We start from the raw sequence: 19,140 nt of genomic DNA, 5'->3' as shown, positions 1-19,140 counted from the left end.
CTTATTGATGTGACAACAGCGTAGACGCCCTCGGCTCAGGGCGCCGCCAGCCACTGGTTGACGATGCCGTCGTACACCCCGGTGGCCACGCTCAGGTGCAACCACTGGTCGACGTAGCTTTTCCAGGCCACGTCGTCGCGGGGCAGCAGGAAGGCTTTTTCGCTGTACTGCATTTGCCGTTCAGGGTTGACCGCGCACAGTCCGGGCTTGAGCTTCTGCTGGTAACGCGCCTCGCTGGCGTCGGTGATCATCACGTCGGCCTTGCCGGCCAGCAGTTCATCGAAAATGGTCACATTGTCGTGCAGGCGAATCTGCGCCTGGCCCAAGTGGGCCCGGGCAAACACTTCGTTGGTGCCGCCCGCCGGCTCGATGACCCGCACCTGGGGCTGGTTGATCTGCTCCACGCTCTGGTAACGCTGCACGTCGGCGCAGCGCACCAGCGGGATCTTGCCGTCGACTCCCAGGGGCTGGCTGAAGAATGCCTTCTTCTGACGCTCCAGCGACACCGAAATCCCGCCCACGGCGATGTCGCAGTGTTGCGCGAGGAAGTCCGGCATAAGGGTTTTCCAGGTGGTGGGCACCCAGTTGATCGTCGCGTTGAGGCTTTTGGCCAGGGACTCGGCCATAGCAATGTCGATGCCTTCATAGCGGCCATCGGCGCGCAGCGAGGTGTAGGGCTTGTAGTCGCCGGTGGTGCACACGGTGAGAGTGCCGCGCTGGAGCACGTCGTCGAGACGCGATGGCGTATTGTCGGCCAGGGCCGAGGCGGCCACGCTTGCCAGTACACACAGGGCCAGAAGAGCTTTCATGCGGTCGAGTCCTTGGGAGGCATGATCGAGGGCGATCATTATTGATAGCGGCGGGCAGGGTGGCAAGGCACGGGAATGTTTAGTCAAACCGCAACCAAACTCCGTCAACCCTGAATTTACCCACCTATCCAGGCGTGTGACGCTGCAAGGCATCTCCCTCACTGTGATCCCCATGGACGGCTACCCCGACACTCACCCCGCGACACTGCCGTCCGCGCTTGCGTTCTGGGCGTTGTTCCACTGCCGCCACGCCCGCCCGCCAGATACCCCATTCCTGCGTTGATCTGCCCTTTGGAAGGTGTGCACCCGTGCGCCTGCCCGAACCTAACGTATGAGAATGCCCATGAGTGTTTTTGCCTGCCTGCACGAAGCCCGATCCTTCCTTGAACAACATCCTGACATCGAGATGTTCGAGCTGTTTATCCTCGACAACAATGGCGTGCCGCGGGGCAAGCTGCTGCACCGTGATGAGCTGTTGGCGGTATACGAAAGCGGGCGCCCGTTGCCCAGCACCATTCTGGGCCTGACCCTTAATGGCGATGACGTGGAAAACTCCGGGCTGGTGTGGGACGTCGGCGATATCGACTGCCGCGCCTACCCGATCAGCGGCAGTTTGCAGCGCATGCCCTGGCGCCTGATGCCGACGGCGGCGGTGCAGGTCAGCATGCACCCCACCGAGGGTTTGCCCGCCACCGTGGCCGACCCGCGTCATTTGCTGGCCAAGGTGATCGACGGCCTTAAAGCCGACGGTTATTACCCGGTAATGGCGGCGGAGCTGGAGTTCTACCTGCTCGATCAGAAGCCCGACAGCAACGGTCGTCCGCAACCGGCGCTGGACAAGGACGGCGGTCGGCCCCGTTCGACCCAGGTCTATGGCTTGCGCGAGCTGGAACAGATCGAGCCGTTTCTGGCTGACCTCTACAGTGCCTGCAAACTACAAGGCATCCCGGCGCGCACGGCGATTTCCGAATACGCGCCCGGCCAGGTGGAAATCACCCTGGAGCACCGCTTCGACGCCTTGCAGGCCATGGACGAGGCCGTGCGCTACAAGCGTCTGGTCAAGGGTGTAGCGCACAAGCACGGGATGACGGCCTGCTTCATGGCCAAGCCGTTCGATGACCTGGCCGGTACCGGCATGCACATGCATGTCAGCCTGGCGGATGCCGACGGCAACAACCTGTTCGCCAGCGAAGCGGCCGACGGCACTCCGCTGCTGCGGCACGCCGTGGGCGGCATGCTCAGCACCTTGCTCGATTCGCTGCTGATGTTCTGCCCCAACGCCAACTCCTACCGACGTTTCCAGAGCAACAGCTATGCGCCGCTGGCCGCCACCTGGGGGGTGGACAACCGCACCGTCAGCCTGCGCGTGCCCGGCGGGCCGGCCAACTCGCGCCACATCGAACACCGCATCTGCGGCGCCGACGCCAACCCGTACCTGGCCGCGGCGGCGATCCTCGCCGGTATTCACCGGGGCATCCGCGAACAGCGCGACCCCGGTGCGCCGGTCGAAGGCAACGGCTACGCCCAGGCCAAGGAACTGCTGCCCACCGACTGGCTGACCACCCTGCGCGCACTGGAAGGTTCGAGTTGGGCAAGAGAGGCCTTTGGCAGCGAGTTTCTCGGCGTATACTTGGCGGTCAAACGCGCCGAATACCGCCAGTTCATGGGCGAAGTGGGCGAGCAGGATTGGCGCTGGTACCTGCATCAGGCCTGATGCAGGCCGGCGGCTTCAGGCTTCGACCTTTTTTTCACGTGGCGCTGGTTAAGCTGCGGCTCAAGGTCGAATTATTTTCATGAGCCCGTGATGTCGCCACAACCTCCATCCCCCATCGAGATCGAATACGCCGAGCGTTGCGACCGCGAGCACGCCAAGGTCTGCGGTGATACGCGCCCGCCCGGCCTGCGGCGGCGTCTGGCGTCGTGGCGCGACGAGTGGTTGGTGCGCCAGGCGTTGAAAGTGGCGGGCGAACCGGGGCTGATCCTCGACCTGGCCTGTGGCTCGGGGCGCTTTTGGCCGGTACTGGCCGAACACGTCAACCGGGTGATCCTGGCTTCGGACAACTCCCAGGCCATGCTCGACCACGCCCGCACCCATCACCCGGCGGCGCTGCTCAAGCGGGTCAGGACGTTCCAGGGATCGGCATTTTCCATCGGCCTCTCGGCCAACGCGGTGGACTGTATTTTCTGCCTGGAGCTGTTTCGTCATGTGCCCGGCAGCGAGGGGCGCCTGGCGCTGTTGCGCGAGTTTCACCGGGTGAGCCGGGATACGGTGATTGTGTCGGTGAACTCGCGCACGTCCGTGGAGGGCGAGTTCCGCCAGGCGGGCTTCAACGTCATGAGCCAGCAGGAGTTCATACCGGGCACCGCGTTGTGGCGGGTCTACGTTCTGCGTAAGACAGGCTAAGTTCTTTTTGTACGACTATTCTTTATTTTCTGTCTGAGTTTTCATGGCTGCGTGTGCACCGCGGGTGCTCGAAAGTCCCTTTCGCGATATATACTGCGCGCCATTCTTCAAGGGAGAGCCGTGTGGCCATCGATATTCACTGGATCTGCGACAACGATAGCCTCGGCCAGCACTGCGCCGAATGGCAGCAGTTGCCATTCGTCGCCCTCGACACCGAATTCATGCGGGTCGACACTTTTTATCCCATTGCCGGGCTGATCCAGATCGGTGATGGCGTCCGCGCTTACCTGATCGACCCCCTGACCATCGACAACTGGCAACCGTTGGCCGCGCTGCTGGAGAACCCGGCGGTGATCAAGGTGCTGCACGCCTGCAGCGAAGACCTCGAAGTGCTGTTGCGCCTGACCGGCAGCCTGCCGGTGCCGCTGTTCGACACGCAACTGGCCGCGGCTTACCTGAACCTCGGGTTTTCCATGGGCTATTCGCGACTGGTGCAAGCCGTACTGGATATCGAGCTGCCCAAGGGCGAGACCCGTTCGGACTGGTTGCAGCGGCCATTGTCCGAGACCCAGGTGAGCTACGCCGCCGAAGACGCGGTGCACCTGGCCGAGGTCTACACCCGGCTGCGCCCGCAGTTGTCCGAAGACAAATACGCCTGGGTGCTGGAGGACGGTGCCGAGCTGGTGGCCAACCTGCGCCGCGAGACCGACCCGTACGAGGTGTACCGCGACGCCAAGCTGGCGTGGAAACTGTCTCGGGCCCAACTCGCCGTGCTGCGGGAGCTCTGTGCCTGGCGCGAGCAGCAAGCCCGTGCCCGCGACCTGCCGCGCAACCGCATCATTCGCGAACACTCCCTGTGGCCCCTGGCCAAATCCCAGCCGGACAACCTCACGGCCCTGGGCAAGATCGAAGACATGCACCCGCGCACCGTGCGTCAGGACGGCCAGTTCCTGCTGGACCTGATCCAGCGTGCCGGCAGCGTGCCCGTGGACCAATGGCCGCCCGCCGTGGCTGAGCCACTGCCGGTGGACGCCGCCGCGCTGATCAAGCAATTGCGCGCCTTGGGCCAGGCTGAGGCCGAGCGCCTGGAAATGGCGCCGGAACTGATGCTGCGCAAGAAAACCCTCGAAGCCCTGGTCAAAAGTGGCTACCCCGATGGACCTTACCAACTGCCCGATTCGCTGCGTGGCTGGCGCCGCGAGTTGATGGGCCAGGCGCTGCTCGACAGCCTGGCCACTGCCGGAGAACAGCCTTGAAACGTATTTGCTCCATTTACCGCAGCCCCAAACGCGCCGGCATGTACCTGTACGTCCTGAAAAGCGACGCCCTGGAGCGTGTGCCCGAAGGCCTGGTCGCCGTGTTCGGCAAGCCGGTGCATGCGTTCGATCTGGTGCTGACGCCCGAGCGCAAGCTGCAACAGGAAGACATCACGCAGGTGCTGGAAAACCTCGACAAGCAGGGTTATCACCTGCAAATGCCGCCCGCCGAGGACGAGTACATCGAACACTTGCCCGAGGAATTGCTACGGCGCAACGACCCGGTGTGAAGGACCGGTGCCCTGTTCAGGGCACATTCATCCATGGACTCGTATCATCGGGCGCTGGCCGCAGGGAGGCAGTGAACTGCCCCGGCGGTCGCCTGCATTGTTTTTGAAAGGTTTTAAGCATGCGTGTTCTGATTGCTGAACAGGATCACCCTCTCTATGCCCAACTGCTGGGCGAGTTGGCACCGGAACTTGAGGTGCTGACCAGCGGCGACTCGGCCGAGCTGTCGCGCCTGGCCGCCGATTGCCCGGTATGGCTGGGCCAACCGGACCTGCTGGCGACCCTGCTGCGCCAGGGTCATCAACCTCAATGGCTGCAATCGACCTGGGCCGGCATCACACCGCTGCTGGCCGAGGGCTTGCGCCGCGACTATCGCCTGACCCGCGCGGTTGGCATCTACGGTCAGGTCATGGCCGAATTCGTGCTCACCTATATGCTCGGCCACGAACGCGAAGTACTCGCGCGGCTGGTCAGCCAGGTCGAGCGCAAATGGGACAACCGCATGGGCCAGAGCCTGGCGGGGCGCAAGGTCTTGATCGTGGGCACTGGCGATATCGGCCAGGGCGTCGCCGAGTTTCTGGTGCCGTTTGGCGTGAAGCTGTACGGCATCGCCAGCGTCGCGCGGGAGCAGGCGCCTTTCATCGAAGTGGCCGGGCTCGACCAGTTGAGCCGTCTGGTGGGCGAGGTGGACTACGTCATCAACCTGCTGCCCAACACGCCCAATACCCACGACCTGTACGACGCGGCGCTGTTCAAGCAATTCAAGCCGACCGGTCTGTTCATCAACGTCGGGCGCGGCGTGTCGGTGGTCGACGCCGACCTGGTGGCGGCCTTGAAAGACGGGCACCTGGCCGGTGCGGTGATCGATGTGTGCCGCCAGGAACCCTTGCCGCAACGGCACCCGTTCTGGACGGCGTGGGGCCTGCTGTTGACCGGGCACAGCTCTGCGCCGACGTCGCCGCCAATGATGGTGGCGCTGTTCCTGGAGAATCTGCGGGCGTACCAGGCCAATACCGCGTTGCGCGGTGAGGTCGATTTCGAACGCGGTTACTGACTGCCCAGCTCATAGACACACCACCTGACAACCAGGCTGGAACCACCTCACCGGGTATTCACACCCAGTGACCGCCGCAGGTGCTGAAAGGCGCCTTCGGTCGGATGATTCCCCACGCGATGGACAGGTACCTTTATGACTGGCATCACTTCCGTCTTTTCCCCTTCTCCAACCTCCACGTTATCCGCAGCCTCCGGCGTGGCTCCCGAAAACGATGAGTCACTTGACCCGCTCACCGGTTTTGATCTGACTCACGCCCGGTTTCGCGGCAAACCCGCGTCTGCCGTCATCGACGGGCTGACTCGTCACCTCATCGACACCGGCCAAGCCACCCCGTCCACCGCCAATCTGGCGGCCAGCCGGTTGCTGGCCAGGACCGCACCGGCGTTTTTGCTCAGGGATATTCCTCCGAGTATCACCTTTGGCAGTATCGGCTGGGTGCAACTGGCGATCGCCACGGCCAGGGTCGAGGCCGATGCGCCCGGCAGTTCGTCGACGATGAGTTATGCCGAAGTCATGGCCGCGGCCCAAGGAAAGGGCAGCACGGCTGACGTTCAGCTCGCCCAGCGTGCAGCGCTGGCACAGTGGGGCGTGCTCAACGGTTGGCTGAAAACCACCGATGGCCCGCCGGGCGAAGCCGAGATGGACCATGTGCGTAACCTCTACAACGACCAGGTGCGCGCATTGACCGCAGCCGGCGATGGATTGGATGTGCAGTTGCCCAGTCGGCGGGATATGGCGCTGACCATGCTTCAGCAAGCATTTCCTGCGATGGAACCCCGCCTGTTCGAAGCCAAGGCCTTGCAGAAAGTCTGGCTGAACCCCGGGCGACCCGGGGTGTTCCCGGGTCTGTATTCCATGCTGGATATTGTGATGGACGGTGCCGCTCTGAAAAACCTGGAACACTGGGTTTCCAGGGATACGCGGATCCCGGCGAAACAATTCTGCACGCTCTATGAGGCCGGCAAACTCAACGCGGCAGCAGAGTTCAAAGCGGCGTACGACCAGGCGATCACGTCGCTGGAAAAAGGCCACGCGGGGTTGGCCAAGTACCTCATCTCCACCTTGGCGCCCGAGGACAGGGCTGACTTCGAGTTCGGCGAACTCGAGTTTTTCCACACCAACGACTACACGATCGCCCTCGACTTCTTCACCCCGCCAGCCTTGCGCGCCCGGGGCGAAACCTTGCGTATCAAGACCACGCGGGGTGGCAAGGTCAACGTCTACGAACTCGACACTCGCAGTGGCACGCTCAAGAAACAGAACTTTCTGATCTCCAGGTATACGCCGCCCTATACCCAAAAGAACCTGGAGTCGCGCAACGCCAATATCCTGAGCAGAACGGTGCTGATCGATCCGCTCAAGGATGAGCAACCGAGCCAGAATCAGGAGCGGCTGCAACCCAAGGGGGCGTTGCCAGGGGATCTGAGCGGGCGTATCGACTACATCGGGAAGGTGTTCGCCAAGTCCCTGGACCTACGCAACGACGATTTGCTTGCGCAAGCCCGAGGGGCGAGCGGCTTCGATGATGACCGCGCGACCGACAAGGCCATCGGCGAGTTTTTCCTGAATCTGATTCCGCTGCGTTCGGCCATCGTCAACTTTTCCGAAGGCCGTTACGCCGAGGGCGCGTTTGACCTGGCGCTGGACGTGGTGGGCCTGGTCACGTTCGGTGCAGGCAAGGCGGCGCAGGCGGGTCGGGCGTTTTCCAAGGGGGTCGGCAGTCTCGGAGGACTGGCCCGTGTGGCCCGGTTTGTGGGGGCCAGTACCATTGAGGCGTTCAACCCGTTGAGCGGTCTGGGAGATACGCTGGCGAGCGGCGTAAGCCTGTTGCACAAGAGCGTGCGCAAGGGGCTGTCAGCAGGTCTGGACAATGCCGTGCATGGCGCCTACAAGGTCAGCGAATCGAACATCTCCGGGCTTACCCGCAACAGTCAGGGTATCTATCTCTCGGCGGATGGGCAGGTGTCCCACATTCGCAACACCGACAGCACTGGCCGCAGCGCGGTGTATGAGGTTCGGCAGGTCTCCCGTACCGAGGACGGGGCGGTGCAGGCACGGGTTTATCACAACAATCGGCAGACTGAATTGCTGGTGCAGCATGTGCAGGGCGATCAATGGCAGCGGGTGGTGGCACGGGGTGGCAACCCTCCGTCGGTGCTGGCGGACCTGGGCGAGAAAATCGGCGGCGGCGCCGAGGGGACGATCTACGCCAGCCTGGATGGGAAGAGCGTCTACAAAGATTTCGGGACCAAGGCCGCGACCTCCGTGCCCGATTACGTCACCTCGGAAACCCGCTGCCTGAACCTCTATTACGGCGAAGGCTTTGCTGAAGCGATCGTCGAAGAGGGGCGCGCCTATATCAGGATGAAACGGCTGGACGGCGTCAGCCTGGAGAGCGTGTCCGAGCGCAGTTTGCCGTCAGAGGTGCAAATCCTGCTGGATGAGGCACTGGCGGGCATGGAGGCGAAAGGGATCTATCACAGCGACATGCACCTGAATAACTTCCTCTATTCGGCCAGGGATAAAAAAGTCTACCCGGTGGATATCCAGGCCATGGACCCCGAGGTCCTGGCAGGTGACCCGTTTCTGCGGCAGATGGCAGTGGGTGACTATCAGCGCAGCAAGGCGCGCTTGCAGGCTGAAGTCAGGGCGCTGATCGTTCGTCAGTGATGCAGTGGAAGCTGCACCCTGCCGGGTGCAGCTTGAGGGCGTTACAGGCTGAAATCACCTTCCGACACCAACTCGCTCAACGGACGACGCGGGCTTGGCGCCTCGCGGCCCTGCAGGTATTCGGGCAGGGTCGATTTGTCGCCCAGCTTGCCGATCGCGACGGCGGCGTGCAGTGCATAACCCTCCGGCACCTTCAGCTCTTTGCGGGTCAGTTCCTGATCGAAGCCGGCCATGCCGTGGGTATGCCAGCCGCTGAGGCTGGCTTGCAGCGCCAGGTGGCCCCAGGCCGAACCGGTGTCGAAGGTGTGCCACAGGGCCGGGGTTTCTTCGCTGGCGCCGGGGGCGGTGAAGTCGGTTTTTGACGCGATGATCACCAGGGCCGACGCATGCTGGGCCCAGCCTCGGTTGAACTCGTTCAGCAGACTCAGGAAGCGCTCCCAGTCCGGCGTGTCGCGGCGTGCGTAGAGAAAGCGCCACGGCTGCGAGTTATAGGCCGACGGTGCCCAGCGGGCGGCTTCGAAGAAACTCAGCAGGGTTTCCTTGGGGATGCTTTCACCGGTGAAGGCGCGGGGCGACCAGCGTTCGGTGAACTGGGTATGGATCGGGTAATCGGCAACGCGTGGGTTAGTGCTCATGGGCAGTTCCTGAGGGTCGATTCAGCCTTCAAAACTACTTGGCGCACACTAGACTGACAAGTGTTGTTACACCGCCAGTCGCAAGCGCTTGGCCCCGGACGGCTTGGGCACTAGACTGGCGGCCTTTTCACCTACCGATACTGATGTAGAGCCATGGCCGCCAAAGTCGAACCTTTCTGGATACGCAAAACCCTTGAACACCTCGACCAGGAGGAGTGGGAGTCGTTGTGCGACGGGTGTGGCCTGTGCTGCCTGCAAAAGCTGGAAGATGAAGACGACAACAGCGTTTATTACACGCGGATCGCCTGCAAGCTGCTCGACCTGAATACCTGCCAGTGCACCGACTATCCCAACCGCCGCGCCTCGGTGCCCGACTGCATCCAGCTCACCCCGGGCCAGGCCGACCAGTTCAAATGGCTGCCGCCCACCTGCGGTTACCGCCTGGTCAGCGAGCGCAAGGACCTGCCGTTGTGGCATCACCTGGTGTGTGGCGACCGCGACGCCGTGCACCACGAACGCATTTCCCAGTCCGGGCGCATGCTCAGCGAAGGCAGCGTGCCCGAGGACGACTGGGAGGACTACCTGATTTTCCGCGCGGGCTGAACAAGGAGTGTGTATGAGGGCGGGAGTCAAGCTGGCGGCGAGCCTGGTGTTGCTGGCCCTGAGCATGCCGGCGTGGTGCGCCAGGAAGGTCGACCTGGACTATCACGTCAAACTGTTGCCCCAGGGCGAGCAGGCCGAAGTGCGTGTGAGTCTGTCCCAGGGCTCGGCCGTGCGCAGCCTGGACTTCGACCTGGGGCACGATGGCGAGTACAGCGACTTCAAGGCCGATGGCCAATGGAAAGTCACTGGCACCCGTGGGCTCTGGCAGCCGGGTGCCGACAAGGCCAGCCTGACCTACCGTGTACGCCTCACCCAGGCGCGCAAGCCCGGCATTTATGAAGCACGAATGACCCCGGCCTGGGCACTGTTTCGCGGTGAAGACCTGGTACCGGCTGCGCGTCTGGACCAGCAGGATGGCGTCGAGTTGGTCGCGCGGCTGGTGTTCGAACTGCCGCCCGGCTGGAAAAGCGTCGAGACGGCCTGGCCGCGCATCGGCAACAAGAAGTTCCGTATCGACAACGTTTCACGCCTGTTCGACCGTCCCACCGGCTGGATGCTCGCCGGCAACCTCGGTAGCCGTCGCGTGCGCCTGGGCGAGACGGAAGTCACCGTGGCTTCGCCCAAGGGCCAGGCCATGCGCCGCATGGATGTACTGACGTTGCTGACGTTCGTCTGGCCCCAGGTGGAGGCCGCGTTCCCGCGCCATCCGGCCAAGCTGCTGGTGGTGGGCGCCAGCGACCCGATGCGCCGTGGCGCGTTTTCGTCGCGGGACTCGATCTACCTCAACAGCCGCACGCCTCTGATCAGTGAGAACGGCAGCAGCCCGTTGATTCGCGAAGTGGTGCAGGCCATCGGGCGATTCAATGACCACGACAGCAGCGACTGGATCAGTGAAGGGCTGGCGGAGTACTACGGGATCGAGTTGGTGCGCCGGGCCGGTGGTATCACGGATGAACGCTACGTGGCCATTCAGGCGCGTTTGACCCGGGACAGCAAGGGCGTCAGCAGCCTGCGCGGCGAGCACGTCAGTGGCGCAACGGTGTCGCGGGCGGTGCTGTTGTTGCAGGAACTGGACCGCGAGATTCGCGTGAAAACCCACAACAAGCGTTCGCTGGATGATCTGGCGCAGGCGGTGATGCGCGCCAATAGCGTGACCACCGCCGAGTTTGTGAAGCTCGCCGAAAGTATCCTCGGCGAGCCGTCGGTGGTGCTGGATAGCAAATTACTGCACTGACGCAAAACCAAATGTGGGAGCAGGCAAGCCAGCTCCCACATTTGGTTTGGTGTTCAGGCCGTAGTTTTAGTGGTTTTTTCAGCGGCCACTTCGGCCTTGGTCTTCAGGTTTTTCAGCTCTTCGGCGGCGCGCTCGATCTTCGTGCGCACGCTGTTCATTTCCTGGCGGCCTTGTTCCAGCTTGTCCTTGAGCGAGCTGTGCCCGGTAAAACCACGGGCCAGTGCCACGCCGCCGATTGCCACCTGGATCAACCCGAACAGGCCGCCCCGGCGCAGGCCTTTGCCGACCATCATCACGCCGCCGGCCACCGAGCCGATGCGCTCCCAGCCATGCACGTTCTGTTCAGGGTGGACGTCGAGAGGGGTGTGCCTGATGACGGGGCGCAGGGTTTTGCTGTCGCTCATGATCGTTCTCCAACAAGGACAAGGGTTATGCAGCTGACTGCCCGCAGGCGCCGGATGTTCCCGAAAAATCAGTATTTGGGGCCCGAACGGGTGTTGTTGCCCTTGGCCAGACGGTCATAGAGCACCACGTTGACGGTGGCGGCCAGGTTCATGCAGCCGGTGGTCGGGATGTAGACCACGTCCTCGCACCAGTCGCGGATGTCCTTGTCGAGGGAGCCGTCTTCCGGGCCGAAAATGTACAGCGCACGGTCGGGGTGGGTGTACTCGGGCAGCGGGCGGGCGCCTTCTACCAGTTCCACGGCAACCGGCACGCAGCCCAGCGGCAGGATCTTCTTCAAGTCATCGATGCCGATCAGCGGAATGTCGTGGTGGACCTTCTTGGTGTCGGTGACGAAGTCCCGGGCGCGCTCGTAACGCACGCCGGTGTAGAACACCGAAGCCACGCCGTAGCAACCGGCGGCGCGCATCACCGAGCCGACGTTTTCGGGGGATTTGGGGTTATACAGACCGATGCAACTGTAGCGTTTATTGCCCACGGGGAAGGGTGCCTTGGCGGAAAAAGCGCGATTATACGGTGCTGAGGACTGTAGTGCTTGGGGGATCGCTATCGCGGGCAAGTCGAATCGTCGCACCGCCGCTCCCACATTGGACTGGGCTCACAGCTATCTATTTGTGAATACAGTCAAATGTGGGAGCTGGCTTGCCTGCGATGAGGCCGGCACAGGCAACACCGATCTTCAATCGTCTTTTTTCATCAGTCCAGCCAACGCCGCGAACGGGTTGTGCGTGGCCTTGGCAATCGTCGGGCTGCTGGTGGAGCCTTCGCCGAAGTACTGCTGGTCGGTGTAGCGCGAATGTTCGTTGTCGTGGCAATACAGGCACAGCAACTCCCAGTTGGAACCGTCCTGCGGATTGTCATCATGGTTATGGTTGCGGTGGTGTACGGTCAGTTCGCTCAGGCGCTTGCCGGAGAACTCACGGGCACAGCGGCCACACACGTGGGGGTACATCTTCAAGGCTTTGTCGCGGTAGCCCATTTCCCGGTCGCGCTGCGCATCGGCGAGGATGCGATCCAGCTTGGCGGTGTGGGAGGGCGGGTTGGTCGAGCTCATCATGGCTCCTGGTTTTCAGGGGGTTCACGGACAGGCTTGATTCTAGCCGCTCGCGTTGTAAATAACCGCTTCACTTTATCGATAAGGATTCGAAACTCATGCGTTTGTCTTCATGGACCGTTGCACTGCTACTGGGTGTGGTGACCGCCCAGGCTCAGGCCTTCTCTACCCCGAAACCCGGGCAGGTGATCGAGGTGGCCCTCGAACAATTGCACCCGACCCAGGCCGTGGTGGGCTTCGACCAGATTGGTTACAGCCTTGAGCTGTTTGCCGACAAACCCGCCAACGTCTTCGATGAATACTGCGAAACCAATGGCCAAGGCGAGGCCGATAGGGTGCCCAAGGGCGCCGACCTGCACAAACCGGCCAGTTTCACCTGCCAGGACCCGGTGGGCACCCATCCCGAGGACATGAAAACCGTGGTGGTCGGCCCGGCTGGTCAGTTGTACCTGACCGACGGTCACCACAGCTTCACCACCCTGTGGGAAGTACCCGGCGGCGGCCCGCAGTTGAAAATGTGGGTCAAAGTGACGGACGACTTCAGCGACAGCCCGGATATGAAGCGTTTCTGGCAGCGCATGGAGGCCGCGCGCAAAGTCTGGCTCAAGGACAACCAGGGCCAGACGCTGCCGCCCGAGCAACTGCCCGCGCACCTGGGTTTCAAGAACTTGCAGGACGATACCTTGCGCAGCCTGGTGTATTTCAGCCGCAAGGCTGCCTATGGCAAGCCGGATGACGGCGAGGTCGCGCCGGAATTCCTCGAGTTCTATTGGGGCAACTGGCTGCGCAGCCAGATCGACCTGGGCGCGTTCAACCTGAACAAAAAGGGCGGCTACAAAGACGCCATCGAGGCCGTCGCCAAGCGCATGGTCAGCCTGGCGCCGGGTTCACAGGTGGGCGACAGTGGCTTTACTGCCCATCAGTTGGGCGGCATGAGCCAGCTGGACCGCAATGCGCTGGAGAAGACCTTCGACAAGAAGGTCCCGTATGTGATCGATTTCCGTAAATCCCGGCACTAAAGCGCAGGACAAAACTGCCTGGTTTGTGTGGGAGCGGGCTTGTGGTGTTTGGTGAATCGTGTTCAGCCCTTGAGCTTCTCGGCAATCCAGATGGTGTGCCGCGTGCCTTTGTTGCCGTGGGCAAACACCTGCACTTCTTCAGCCTTGAACCCGGCCTTGCGCAGTTTGTCGCTGAACAGCCTGTCGGCGCTGGCCGACCACACGGCCAGTACGCCCTTGGGGCGCAGGGCCTTGGCGCACGCGGCCAGGCCACCGGCGGAGTAAAGCCAGCTGTTGGCCTTTTGCGTCAGGCCTTCGGGGCCGTTGTCCACATCGAGCATGATCGCGTCAAAACCCTGGGGCTCGGCCTGCAGTACCTTGGCCACGTCTTCCAGGCGGATCACCGTGCGCGGGTCCAGCAGCGGGCGGCCGGATTTTTCGCCCAGTGGCCCACGGTTCCACTCCACGACGCCGGGCACCAACTCTGCGACCACCACTTCGGCGGTCTTGCCCAGGTGCTTGAGGGCCGAGGCCAGGGTAAAGCCCATGCCCAGCCCGCCGATCAACACCCGTGAATCCGGGCGTCCGGCGACCTTGCGGCAGGGGATTTCGGCCAGCGCGTCCTCGGAACCGTGCATGCGCGTGTTCATCAATTGGCCGCCGTCACCGCCCTGGATCTTGATGACAAAGTCTTCGCCGTATTCGAACAGGCACAAGGCACCGCCGTTGTCGGGGATCGGGGTGGTGTCCAGCAGAACGAAACGTTTCATGGAAATCTCATTGGGAAGGGCATTCTTGCGCGGTTGGGAGTAGCCTTGTGACATTCCGGTCAGGCCATGGAGCCATCGATGAAGTGCAGCATTCTAACGGTCATTGTGTTGAGCGCGCTCGCCTTGGGTGCGGCGCATGCTCAGGAGTTGCAAACCGTACCGGTTGCGCCAGCACCGACGCCCGGCGCGCCGGGCACCCCAACACCGACGTTGTACCCACAAGTCACCCCGCCGGCGTTGCCCAAGACCAACGGTTCACCGCCCCTGGCGCCTATCGTGCTGCCGACCCCGCCGAAGGATCAGACGGTGCCCGGCCTGCTGCAAAGTGACAGCAAGCCGAAGGCCCCCGGCGGTTAGAACTGTTGCGAAAGCAATTGCCCATCGGCCATGCGCAGGCGTTTGGACAGGGCAATGGCGATGGCGCGGATGATCTTGGCGGCGACCCGGGGCGCTTCGTTGAGCATTTTTTCCAGGGAGTCTTTGCCCAGGTTCAACAGCACACAGTCACTGGCCGCCACGCAGGTGGCGGAGCGCCGCTCGCCGTCGAGCACGGCCATTTCACCAAAGGCGCGACCGCTGCGCAGGGTGGCGATGGTCACGCGCTGGCCGTCATGGTTGGCTTTCTGCACCGCCACCTGGCCACTGTGGATGATGCACATGAAGGTGCCGCCATCGCCTTCGAGGAAAATCACCTGGTCACGGGCGATGGTGCTGATGTTGAAGTAGCCGGCGGCCACGTGAAAGTCTTCCGGCAACAGCGGGTCGAACAGGCCGCAGTCCATCAGCATGTCGCGGATTTCGCTATTCAATAAGGTCGGTTGTGGCATGGCTGCAATCTGGGTTGGTCAATCGGGCAGGGCGGTCCTGTGTTCAGACAGGCCCGCCGTGCGAAGTTCCTAAATCAGCCCCAGTGCCTTGAAAACAAATCCATATTCGAGCGCTACGTCACGTAATCCCTGGTAACGGCCGCTCATCCCGCCGTGACCGGCACCCAGCTCGGTCTTGAGCAGCAACAGGTTGTCGGAGGTCGCGGTGTCTCGCAATTTGGCCACCCACTTGGCTGCCTCCCAGTACTGCACGCGGCTGTCGTTGTAGCCGGCGATCACCAGCAAGGCCGGGTACGCCTGGGCGCTGACGTTTTCGTAGGGGGCGTAGGCCTTGATGCGTTCATACACCTCGGGCTCTTCGGGATTGCCCCATTCATCGTATTCGGTGATGGTCAGCGGCAGCTCCGGGTCGAGCATGGTGTTGAGCACGTCGACGAACGGTACTTCGGCAATCGCCGCCTGGAACAGCTCGGGGCGCTGGTTGAGCACCGCGCCGATCAACAGGCCGCCGGCGCTGCCGCCGCTGATCACCAGTTGTCGGGAGGTGGTCAGGCCCTCGGCGATCAGGTGTTCGGCGCAGGCAATGAAGTCGCTGAAGGTGTTCTGCTTGTGTTCCTGCTTGCCGTTGCGGTACCAGGCCTCGCCCAGCTCACCGCCGCCGCGCACGTGGGCGATGGCAAAGGCTACGCCACGCTCGAGCAGGCTCAGGCGTGCATGGGAAAACCACGGGTCGAGGCTGGAGCCGTAGGCGCCGTAGCCATACAGGTACAACGGCGTTGGCTTGCCCAACTGATCGCGCTTGATCACCAGGCTGATCGGCACCCGGGTGCCGTCGGCCGAGGTGGCCCACAGGCGTTGGCTCACGTAGTCGTCGGCGTTGAACACGCCGAGCACCGGGGTTTCCTTGAGTACCTGCTGTGCGCCATTGGCCAGTTCCAGCTGGCGCACCTGGGCTGGGCGGTTCAGCGCTTCATAGCGCAGGCGGATGCGGTCGCTGGCAAATTCGAGGCTGTTCTGTACGTAGAGGCTATAAGCGGCGTCCGGCAGTTCCACGCGATAGGCCGGCAAACCCTCGGGGCGCACTTCTATCACCGGCAGGCCGCCGATGCGCAAGCTCAGGGTCATGGCACCGGCGTTGAGGCTGACGCCGTCGAGCATCACCTCATCGCTGTGGGGAATCAGGTTCTGCCACTCGGCCTCGGTGGGCACGTCGCCAATGTCGGTCGCCACGAACAACGCGTAATTGATGCCGTCGCGATTGCTGCGGATGAACCAGGTCCACGCGCCGTTCAGTTGGCCGTGGTCGACATCGTATTCGTGGTCTTCGACCCGTGGCGCCAGGCAGGTGAAGTCCAGGTGGGGCTGGTCGGCGTCCAGAGCCCAGATTTCGCTGGTGGTCTTGCTGCCGAGCGAGAGCAGCAACTGGCGTTCGGAGCTGGAGCGGTAGCAATGCAGGAAGAAGCGCCCGTCCGGTTCGTGGAAGACTTCCTGCGCTGCCGTGCCGTCCAGGCGATAGCGATACAGCTTGTGCGGGCGATGGGTGTCGTCCAGCTCGCCGAAGAACAGCGTGAGGCTGTCATTGGCCCAGGTCATGCTGCCGTCGCAGTCCTGGAACTCCAGTTCACTGACCTTGCCGCTGGCCAATTCCTTCACGTACAGGGTGTAGATCTCGTCACCGCTGGTATCCAGGCTGTAGGCCAGGCGCTGGTGATCGGGGCTGATACTGAATGCGCCCAGGGAGAAAAAGCCGCCATTGGCCAGCACGTTGGGGTCCAGCAGCAGTTCTTCGCTGCTGTCGTCGACCTGGTTGCTGTCATCCGCGGGGCGGCGGCAGCGGTAGTGACGGGCGTATTCGTCACCGGCGGTGGTACGGGTGTAATAGAGGTACGGGCCCCAGGGGGAGGGCAGCGACAGGTCGGTTTCGAGAATGCGGCCCTTGATCTCTTCGAACAGGCTTTCGCGCAGCGCCTGCTGGTCGGCAAGTCGGGCTTCCTGCCAGGCGTTTTCGGCCTTGAGGTAATCGAGCACCTCGGCGCTGTCACGTTCTTGCAGCCAGGCGTACGGATCTGTGCCTTGGGCCTTGCGGGCAATCGGAGCGGTCGATACAGGCATGGATTATTCTCTATCTGGCGGACGGTGGCAGGCATTGCAGCCGCGACACGCAAAAGCCGTTATCATAGCCGCCTGTTTGCCTACCTTGCCATGGACACCATGACCGAGAACGACTATCTGACTGCTTGGGGCCTTTACGCCTTTGCCGCTTTGGGCTGCCTGTTGGTGTGGTGGCGCATGACTCGCTGGATCTGGCGCTGGCTGCGCGAGCCGCTGCAATTGCTGATGGCGGTGTTGCTGTTCAGTCCGACCATCGTCGACCCGGTCAAGACCCAGTTCGCGCCGGCCGTGGCCATCACCGCCCTGGACCTGCTGCTCAAGGTCGGCAACAACGCCTGGCGAGCGATTTCCGATCTGTTCATGTACACGATCATCGCGTTCGGTGTTTACCTCGTCATCGTGCTGATCCGCTGGCCCATCGAGCGTGCCGCCAAGGCCCGCCGTGAGCGCAAGGCCGCCGCCGACGCCGCCCTGGCCGCTGCCGAGCCCGAGGATGAGGACGACGTGCCGTTTCGTCGTCCCGCGCCCGTGAGTGGCATGCGCGTAGAGCCGCGCCTTTAACGTTGTCCGCCCTGCTGCGAGAGCCCCGGCATGTGTGAATTATTGGGCATGAGTGCCAACGTCCCGACCGATATCGTGTTCAGTTTCACCGGCCTGATGCAGCGCGGCGGGCGTACCGGCCCGCACCGCGACGGTTGGGGCATCGCCTTCTACGAAGGCCGTGGCCTGCGCCTGTTCCAGGACCCTGCGGCCAGCAGCGAATCGGAAGTGGCGGCGCTGGTGCAGCGTTATCCCATCAAGAGTGAAGTGGTGATCGGCCATATCCGCCAGGCCAACGTGGGCAAGGTGTGCCTGTCCAATACCCACCCGTTCGTGCGCGAACTGTGGGGGCGCAACTGGTGCTTCGCGCACAACGGCCAGTTGGCCGACTTCCAGCCCCGCGCCACGTTTTACCGCCCGGTGGGCGACACCGACAGCGAAGCGGCCTTCTGCGATTTGCTCAACCGCGTGCGCGAAGCCTTCCCGGAACCGGTGGACATCGAAAAAGTGCTGCCGGACCTGATCGCCGCGTGCAGCGAATATCGCAGCAAAGGCGTATTCAACTGTCTGCTCAGCGACGGTGACTGGCTGTTCTGCTATTGCTCGACCAAGCTGGCACAGATCACCCGGCGCGCACCGTTTGGCCCCGCGCGCTTGAAGGATGTCGACGTGATCGTCGATTTTCAGGCCGAAACCACGCCCAATGACGTGGTGACGGTGATCGCCACCGAACCCTTGACCGACAACGAAAACTGGACCCGCTACGAGCCGGGCCAATGGAGCCTGTGGCGACGCGGTGAATGCGTCAGCCAGGGCATCACCGAGTAAGGATATCGACCATGTTGCTCAGCTATCTGCGGTTGGTGCTGTTTGCCATTGGCCTGTTGGTCGGTGTGCAAGTGCCGGGGTTCATCAATGATTACGCCAAGCGCGTCGAAGCGCATCTGATCGAGGCCCAGACCGGCTTGCGTGGTTTCGAGAGCACGGCGCAGCAGTTCTTCAATGGCGACTTGAAAGCGTTGGTGGCGCATTACCGCGCCAGCGATGACCCGGTGTTCCGCAGCGATGCCAACAGCCTGGGCACCTTGCTTGACCGCCAGGTGGCGCTGGACAAGCAATTCCAGGCGATGCAAGGCCCGTGGTACATCCGCGCGCTGCAAGTGGCGGTGGCCGCCGACCCGGATATTCGCCAGGAAACCTGGAACGGCTACAGCTACCAGATCCTGCTGACCCCCGAGGCCATGGGCTGGGGCCTGGGCGGGGCGATGCTGTTGTCCTTCGGGCTGGAATGCCTGTTCCGGCTGATCGACTGGGTGGTGCTGGGCGGCAAGCGCATGCGCCAGAGCCGGCCGATCGAAGAGCGGGACCTGAAGGGGCTCTGAAGGCCAACCCGGTCTAATGTGGGAGCTGGCAAGCCAGCT

General features: G+C 62.8%; 21 protein-coding genes. 13 read left to right on the top strand and 8 right to left on the bottom strand.

The features are described 5' to 3' along the window. Window positions 1-35 precede the first annotated feature (35 nt). Window positions 36-809 carry a transporter substrate-binding domain-containing protein gene (locus ACW9IN_RS03970; RefSeq protein WP_457364644.1) on the bottom strand — a complete coding sequence of 258 codons (774 nt, stop codon included), beginning with the start codon at window positions 807-809 and terminating at the stop codon, window positions 36-38. Between the two features lie 343 nt (window positions 810-1,152). Between ACW9IN_RS03970 and ACW9IN_RS03965 the strand changes: the two genes are divergently transcribed. From ACW9IN_RS03965 to ACW9IN_RS03940, 6 genes are all read left to right on the top strand, one after another. Then, window positions 1,153-2,523 carry a glutamine synthetase family protein gene (locus ACW9IN_RS03965; protein WP_457364643.1) on the top strand — a complete coding sequence of 457 codons (1,371 nt, stop codon included), beginning with the start codon at window positions 1,153-1,155 and terminating at the stop codon, window positions 2,521-2,523. 90 nt (window positions 2,524-2,613) lie between these two features. After that, on the top strand, window positions 2,614-3,213 hold the full coding sequence (locus ACW9IN_RS03960; protein WP_457364642.1) for a class I SAM-dependent methyltransferase: 600 nt from the start codon (window positions 2,614-2,616) through the stop codon (window positions 3,211-3,213). 122 nt (window positions 3,214-3,335) lie between these two features. Continuing rightward, the gene (gene rnd, locus ACW9IN_RS03955; protein ID WP_457364641.1) at window positions 3,336-4,469 is read left to right on the top strand and encodes a ribonuclease D; all 1,134 of its coding nucleotides are present in this window, start codon (window positions 3,336-3,338) and stop codon (window positions 4,467-4,469) included. After that, the gene (locus tag ACW9IN_RS03950; RefSeq protein WP_457364640.1) at window positions 4,466-4,759 is read left to right on the top strand and encodes a YcgL domain-containing protein; all 294 of its coding nucleotides are present in this window, start codon (window positions 4,466-4,468) and stop codon (window positions 4,757-4,759) included. The genes rnd and ACW9IN_RS03950 overlap by 4 nt, the downstream gene beginning before the upstream one ends. Before the next feature lie 119 nt (window positions 4,760-4,878). Beyond that, window positions 4,879-5,811, top strand: a complete 933-nt coding sequence (locus ACW9IN_RS03945; RefSeq protein WP_457364639.1) for a D-2-hydroxyacid dehydrogenase — start codon at window positions 4,879-4,881, stop codon at window positions 5,809-5,811. Window positions 5,812-5,946: 135 nt separating this feature from the next. Then, window positions 5,947-8,484, top strand: coding sequence for an OspG family effector kinase (locus ACW9IN_RS03940; protein ID WP_457364638.1), 2,538 nt, complete (start codon window positions 5,947-5,949; stop codon window positions 8,482-8,484). A 41-nt stretch (window positions 8,485-8,525) separates the two neighbouring features. Here ACW9IN_RS03940 and ACW9IN_RS03935 read toward each other — a convergent pair whose 3' ends face one another. Next, window positions 8,526-9,119, bottom strand: a complete 594-nt coding sequence (locus ACW9IN_RS03935) for a nitroreductase family protein (protein ID WP_457364637.1) — start codon at window positions 9,117-9,119, stop codon at window positions 8,526-8,528. A 153-nt stretch (window positions 9,120-9,272) separates the two neighbouring features. On the opposite strand from ACW9IN_RS03935, the gene ACW9IN_RS03930 reads away from it, so the two are divergent. Both ACW9IN_RS03930 and ACW9IN_RS03925 read left to right on the top strand, forming a co-directional pair. Continuing rightward, window positions 9,273-9,722 carry a YcgN family cysteine cluster protein gene (locus tag ACW9IN_RS03930; protein WP_209990028.1) on the top strand — a complete coding sequence of 150 codons (450 nt, stop codon included), beginning with the start codon at window positions 9,273-9,275 and terminating at the stop codon, window positions 9,720-9,722. A gap of 13 nt (window positions 9,723-9,735) precedes the next feature. Beyond that, window positions 9,736-10,956 carry a hypothetical protein gene (locus ACW9IN_RS03925; protein ID WP_457364636.1) on the top strand — a complete coding sequence of 407 codons (1,221 nt, stop codon included), beginning with the start codon at window positions 9,736-9,738 and terminating at the stop codon, window positions 10,954-10,956. 53 nt (window positions 10,957-11,009) lie between these two features. On the opposite strand, the gene ACW9IN_RS03920 is transcribed toward ACW9IN_RS03925, so the two are convergent. From ACW9IN_RS03920 to ACW9IN_RS03910, 3 genes are all read right to left on the bottom strand, one after another. Continuing rightward, entirely contained in the window at window positions 11,010-11,360 is a 351-nt protein-coding gene (locus ACW9IN_RS03920; RefSeq protein WP_457364635.1) for a YgaP family membrane protein, read from the bottom strand. 68 nt (window positions 11,361-11,428) lie between these two features. Beyond that, window positions 11,429-11,896: an RNA methyltransferase gene (locus tag ACW9IN_RS03915; protein ID WP_457364634.1), complete on the bottom strand. Its 468-nt coding sequence runs from the start codon at window positions 11,894-11,896 to the stop codon at window positions 11,429-11,431. A gap of 201 nt (window positions 11,897-12,097) precedes the next feature. Then, a complete protein-coding gene (locus ACW9IN_RS03910) occupies window positions 12,098-12,472 on the bottom strand; it encodes a YajD family HNH nuclease (RefSeq protein WP_025858458.1) in 375 nt (124 codons plus the stop codon). A gap of 98 nt (window positions 12,473-12,570) precedes the next feature. Between ACW9IN_RS03910 and ACW9IN_RS03905 the strand changes: the two genes are divergently transcribed. After that, window positions 12,571-13,491 (top strand): ParB/Srx family N-terminal domain-containing protein, encoded by a 921-nt coding sequence (locus ACW9IN_RS03905; protein WP_457364633.1) that lies wholly within the window; start codon window positions 12,571-12,573, stop codon window positions 13,489-13,491. Between the two features lie 62 nt (window positions 13,492-13,553). On the opposite strand, the gene ACW9IN_RS03900 is transcribed toward ACW9IN_RS03905, so the two are convergent. Next, a complete protein-coding gene (locus ACW9IN_RS03900; protein ID WP_076950258.1) occupies window positions 13,554-14,240 on the bottom strand; it encodes a spermidine synthase in 687 nt (228 codons plus the stop codon). 78 nt (window positions 14,241-14,318) lie between these two features. On the opposite strand from ACW9IN_RS03900, the gene ACW9IN_RS03895 reads away from it, so the two are divergent. Beyond that, a complete protein-coding gene (locus ACW9IN_RS03895) occupies window positions 14,319-14,597 on the top strand; it encodes a hypothetical protein (protein WP_457364632.1) in 279 nt (92 codons plus the stop codon). Here the strand turns inward: ACW9IN_RS03895 and ACW9IN_RS03890 are convergent. Then, window positions 14,594-15,067, bottom strand: a complete 474-nt coding sequence (locus tag ACW9IN_RS03890; RefSeq protein WP_457364631.1) for a cyclic nucleotide-binding domain-containing protein — start codon at window positions 15,065-15,067, stop codon at window positions 14,594-14,596. The two genes, ACW9IN_RS03895 and ACW9IN_RS03890, sit on opposite strands and share 4 nt — an antisense overlap. Before the next feature lie 69 nt (window positions 15,068-15,136). Further along, window positions 15,137-17,179 carry a S9 family peptidase gene (locus tag ACW9IN_RS03885; RefSeq protein ID WP_457364630.1) on the bottom strand — a complete coding sequence of 681 codons (2,043 nt, stop codon included), beginning with the start codon at window positions 17,177-17,179 and terminating at the stop codon, window positions 15,137-15,139. A 24-nt stretch (window positions 17,180-17,203) separates the two neighbouring features. On the opposite strand from ACW9IN_RS03885, the gene ACW9IN_RS03880 reads away from it, so the two are divergent. The 3 genes from ACW9IN_RS03880 to ACW9IN_RS03870 are packed head-to-tail and all read left to right on the top strand — an operon-like array spanning window position 17,204 to window position 19,101. Next, window positions 17,204-17,740 carry an MFS transporter gene (locus ACW9IN_RS03880; protein WP_457364629.1) on the top strand — a complete coding sequence of 179 codons (537 nt, stop codon included), beginning with the start codon at window positions 17,204-17,206 and terminating at the stop codon, window positions 17,738-17,740. Between the two features lie 30 nt (window positions 17,741-17,770). After that, a complete protein-coding gene (locus ACW9IN_RS03875; RefSeq protein ID WP_457364628.1) occupies window positions 17,771-18,547 on the top strand; it encodes a class II glutamine amidotransferase in 777 nt (258 codons plus the stop codon). Window positions 18,548-18,558: 11 nt separating this feature from the next. Next, window positions 18,559-19,101: a DUF2937 family protein gene (locus ACW9IN_RS03870; protein WP_457364627.1), complete on the top strand. Its 543-nt coding sequence runs from the start codon at window positions 18,559-18,561 to the stop codon at window positions 19,099-19,101. Window positions 19,102-19,140 lie beyond the last annotated feature (39 nt).

It is taken from the genome of Pseudomonas sp. SDO5271_S396, from assembly GCF_054071795.1.
The sequence above is the reverse complement of the archived record's forward strand: the minus strand, read 5'-3'. Positions and strand labels throughout refer to the sequence as shown.

Coding starts and splice junctions, on each gene's coding strand:
- ACW9IN_RS03965 (WP_457364643.1), top strand. CDS start 1,153: ATGAGTGTTTTTGCCTGCCTGCACGAAGCCCGATCCTTCCTTGAACAA.
- ACW9IN_RS03960 (WP_457364642.1), top strand. CDS start 2,614: ATGTCGCCACAACCTCCATCCCCCATCGAGATCGAATACGCCGAGCGT.
- ACW9IN_RS03875 (WP_457364628.1), top strand. CDS start 17,771: ATGTGTGAATTATTGGGCATGAGTGCCAACGTCCCGACCGATATCGTG.
- ACW9IN_RS03910 (WP_025858458.1), bottom strand. CDS start 12,472: ATGAGCTCGACCAACCCGCCCTCCCACACCGCCAAGCTGGATCGCATC.
- ACW9IN_RS03920 (WP_457364635.1), bottom strand. CDS start 11,360: ATGAGCGACAGCAAAACCCTGCGCCCCGTCATCAGGCACACCCCTCTC.
- ACW9IN_RS03970 (WP_457364644.1), bottom strand. CDS start 809: ATGAAAGCTCTTCTGGCCCTGTGTGTACTGGCAAGCGTGGCCGCCTCG.
- ACW9IN_RS03895 (WP_457364632.1), top strand. CDS start 14,319: ATGAAGTGCAGCATTCTAACGGTCATTGTGTTGAGCGCGCTCGCCTTG.
- ACW9IN_RS03940 (WP_457364638.1), top strand. CDS start 5,947: ATGACTGGCATCACTTCCGTCTTTTCCCCTTCTCCAACCTCCACGTTA.
- ACW9IN_RS03925 (WP_457364636.1), top strand. CDS start 9,736: ATGAGGGCGGGAGTCAAGCTGGCGGCGAGCCTGGTGTTGCTGGCCCTG.
- ACW9IN_RS03945 (WP_457364639.1), top strand. CDS start 4,879: ATGCGTGTTCTGATTGCTGAACAGGATCACCCTCTCTATGCCCAACTG.
- ACW9IN_RS03870 (WP_457364627.1), top strand. CDS start 18,559: ATGTTGCTCAGCTATCTGCGGTTGGTGCTGTTTGCCATTGGCCTGTTG.
- ACW9IN_RS03905 (WP_457364633.1), top strand. CDS start 12,571: ATGCGTTTGTCTTCATGGACCGTTGCACTGCTACTGGGTGTGGTGACC.
- ACW9IN_RS03900 (WP_076950258.1), bottom strand. CDS start 14,240: ATGAAACGTTTCGTTCTGCTGGACACCACCCCGATCCCCGACAACGGC.
- ACW9IN_RS03890 (WP_457364631.1), bottom strand. CDS start 15,067: ATGCCACAACCGACCTTATTGAATAGCGAAATCCGCGACATGCTGATG.
- ACW9IN_RS03935 (WP_457364637.1), bottom strand. CDS start 9,119: ATGAGCACTAACCCACGCGTTGCCGATTACCCGATCCATACCCAGTTC.
- ACW9IN_RS03930 (WP_209990028.1), top strand. CDS start 9,273: ATGGCCGCCAAAGTCGAACCTTTCTGGATACGCAAAACCCTTGAACAC.
- ACW9IN_RS03885 (WP_457364630.1), bottom strand. CDS start 17,179: ATGCCTGTATCGACCGCTCCGATTGCCCGCAAGGCCCAAGGCACAGAT.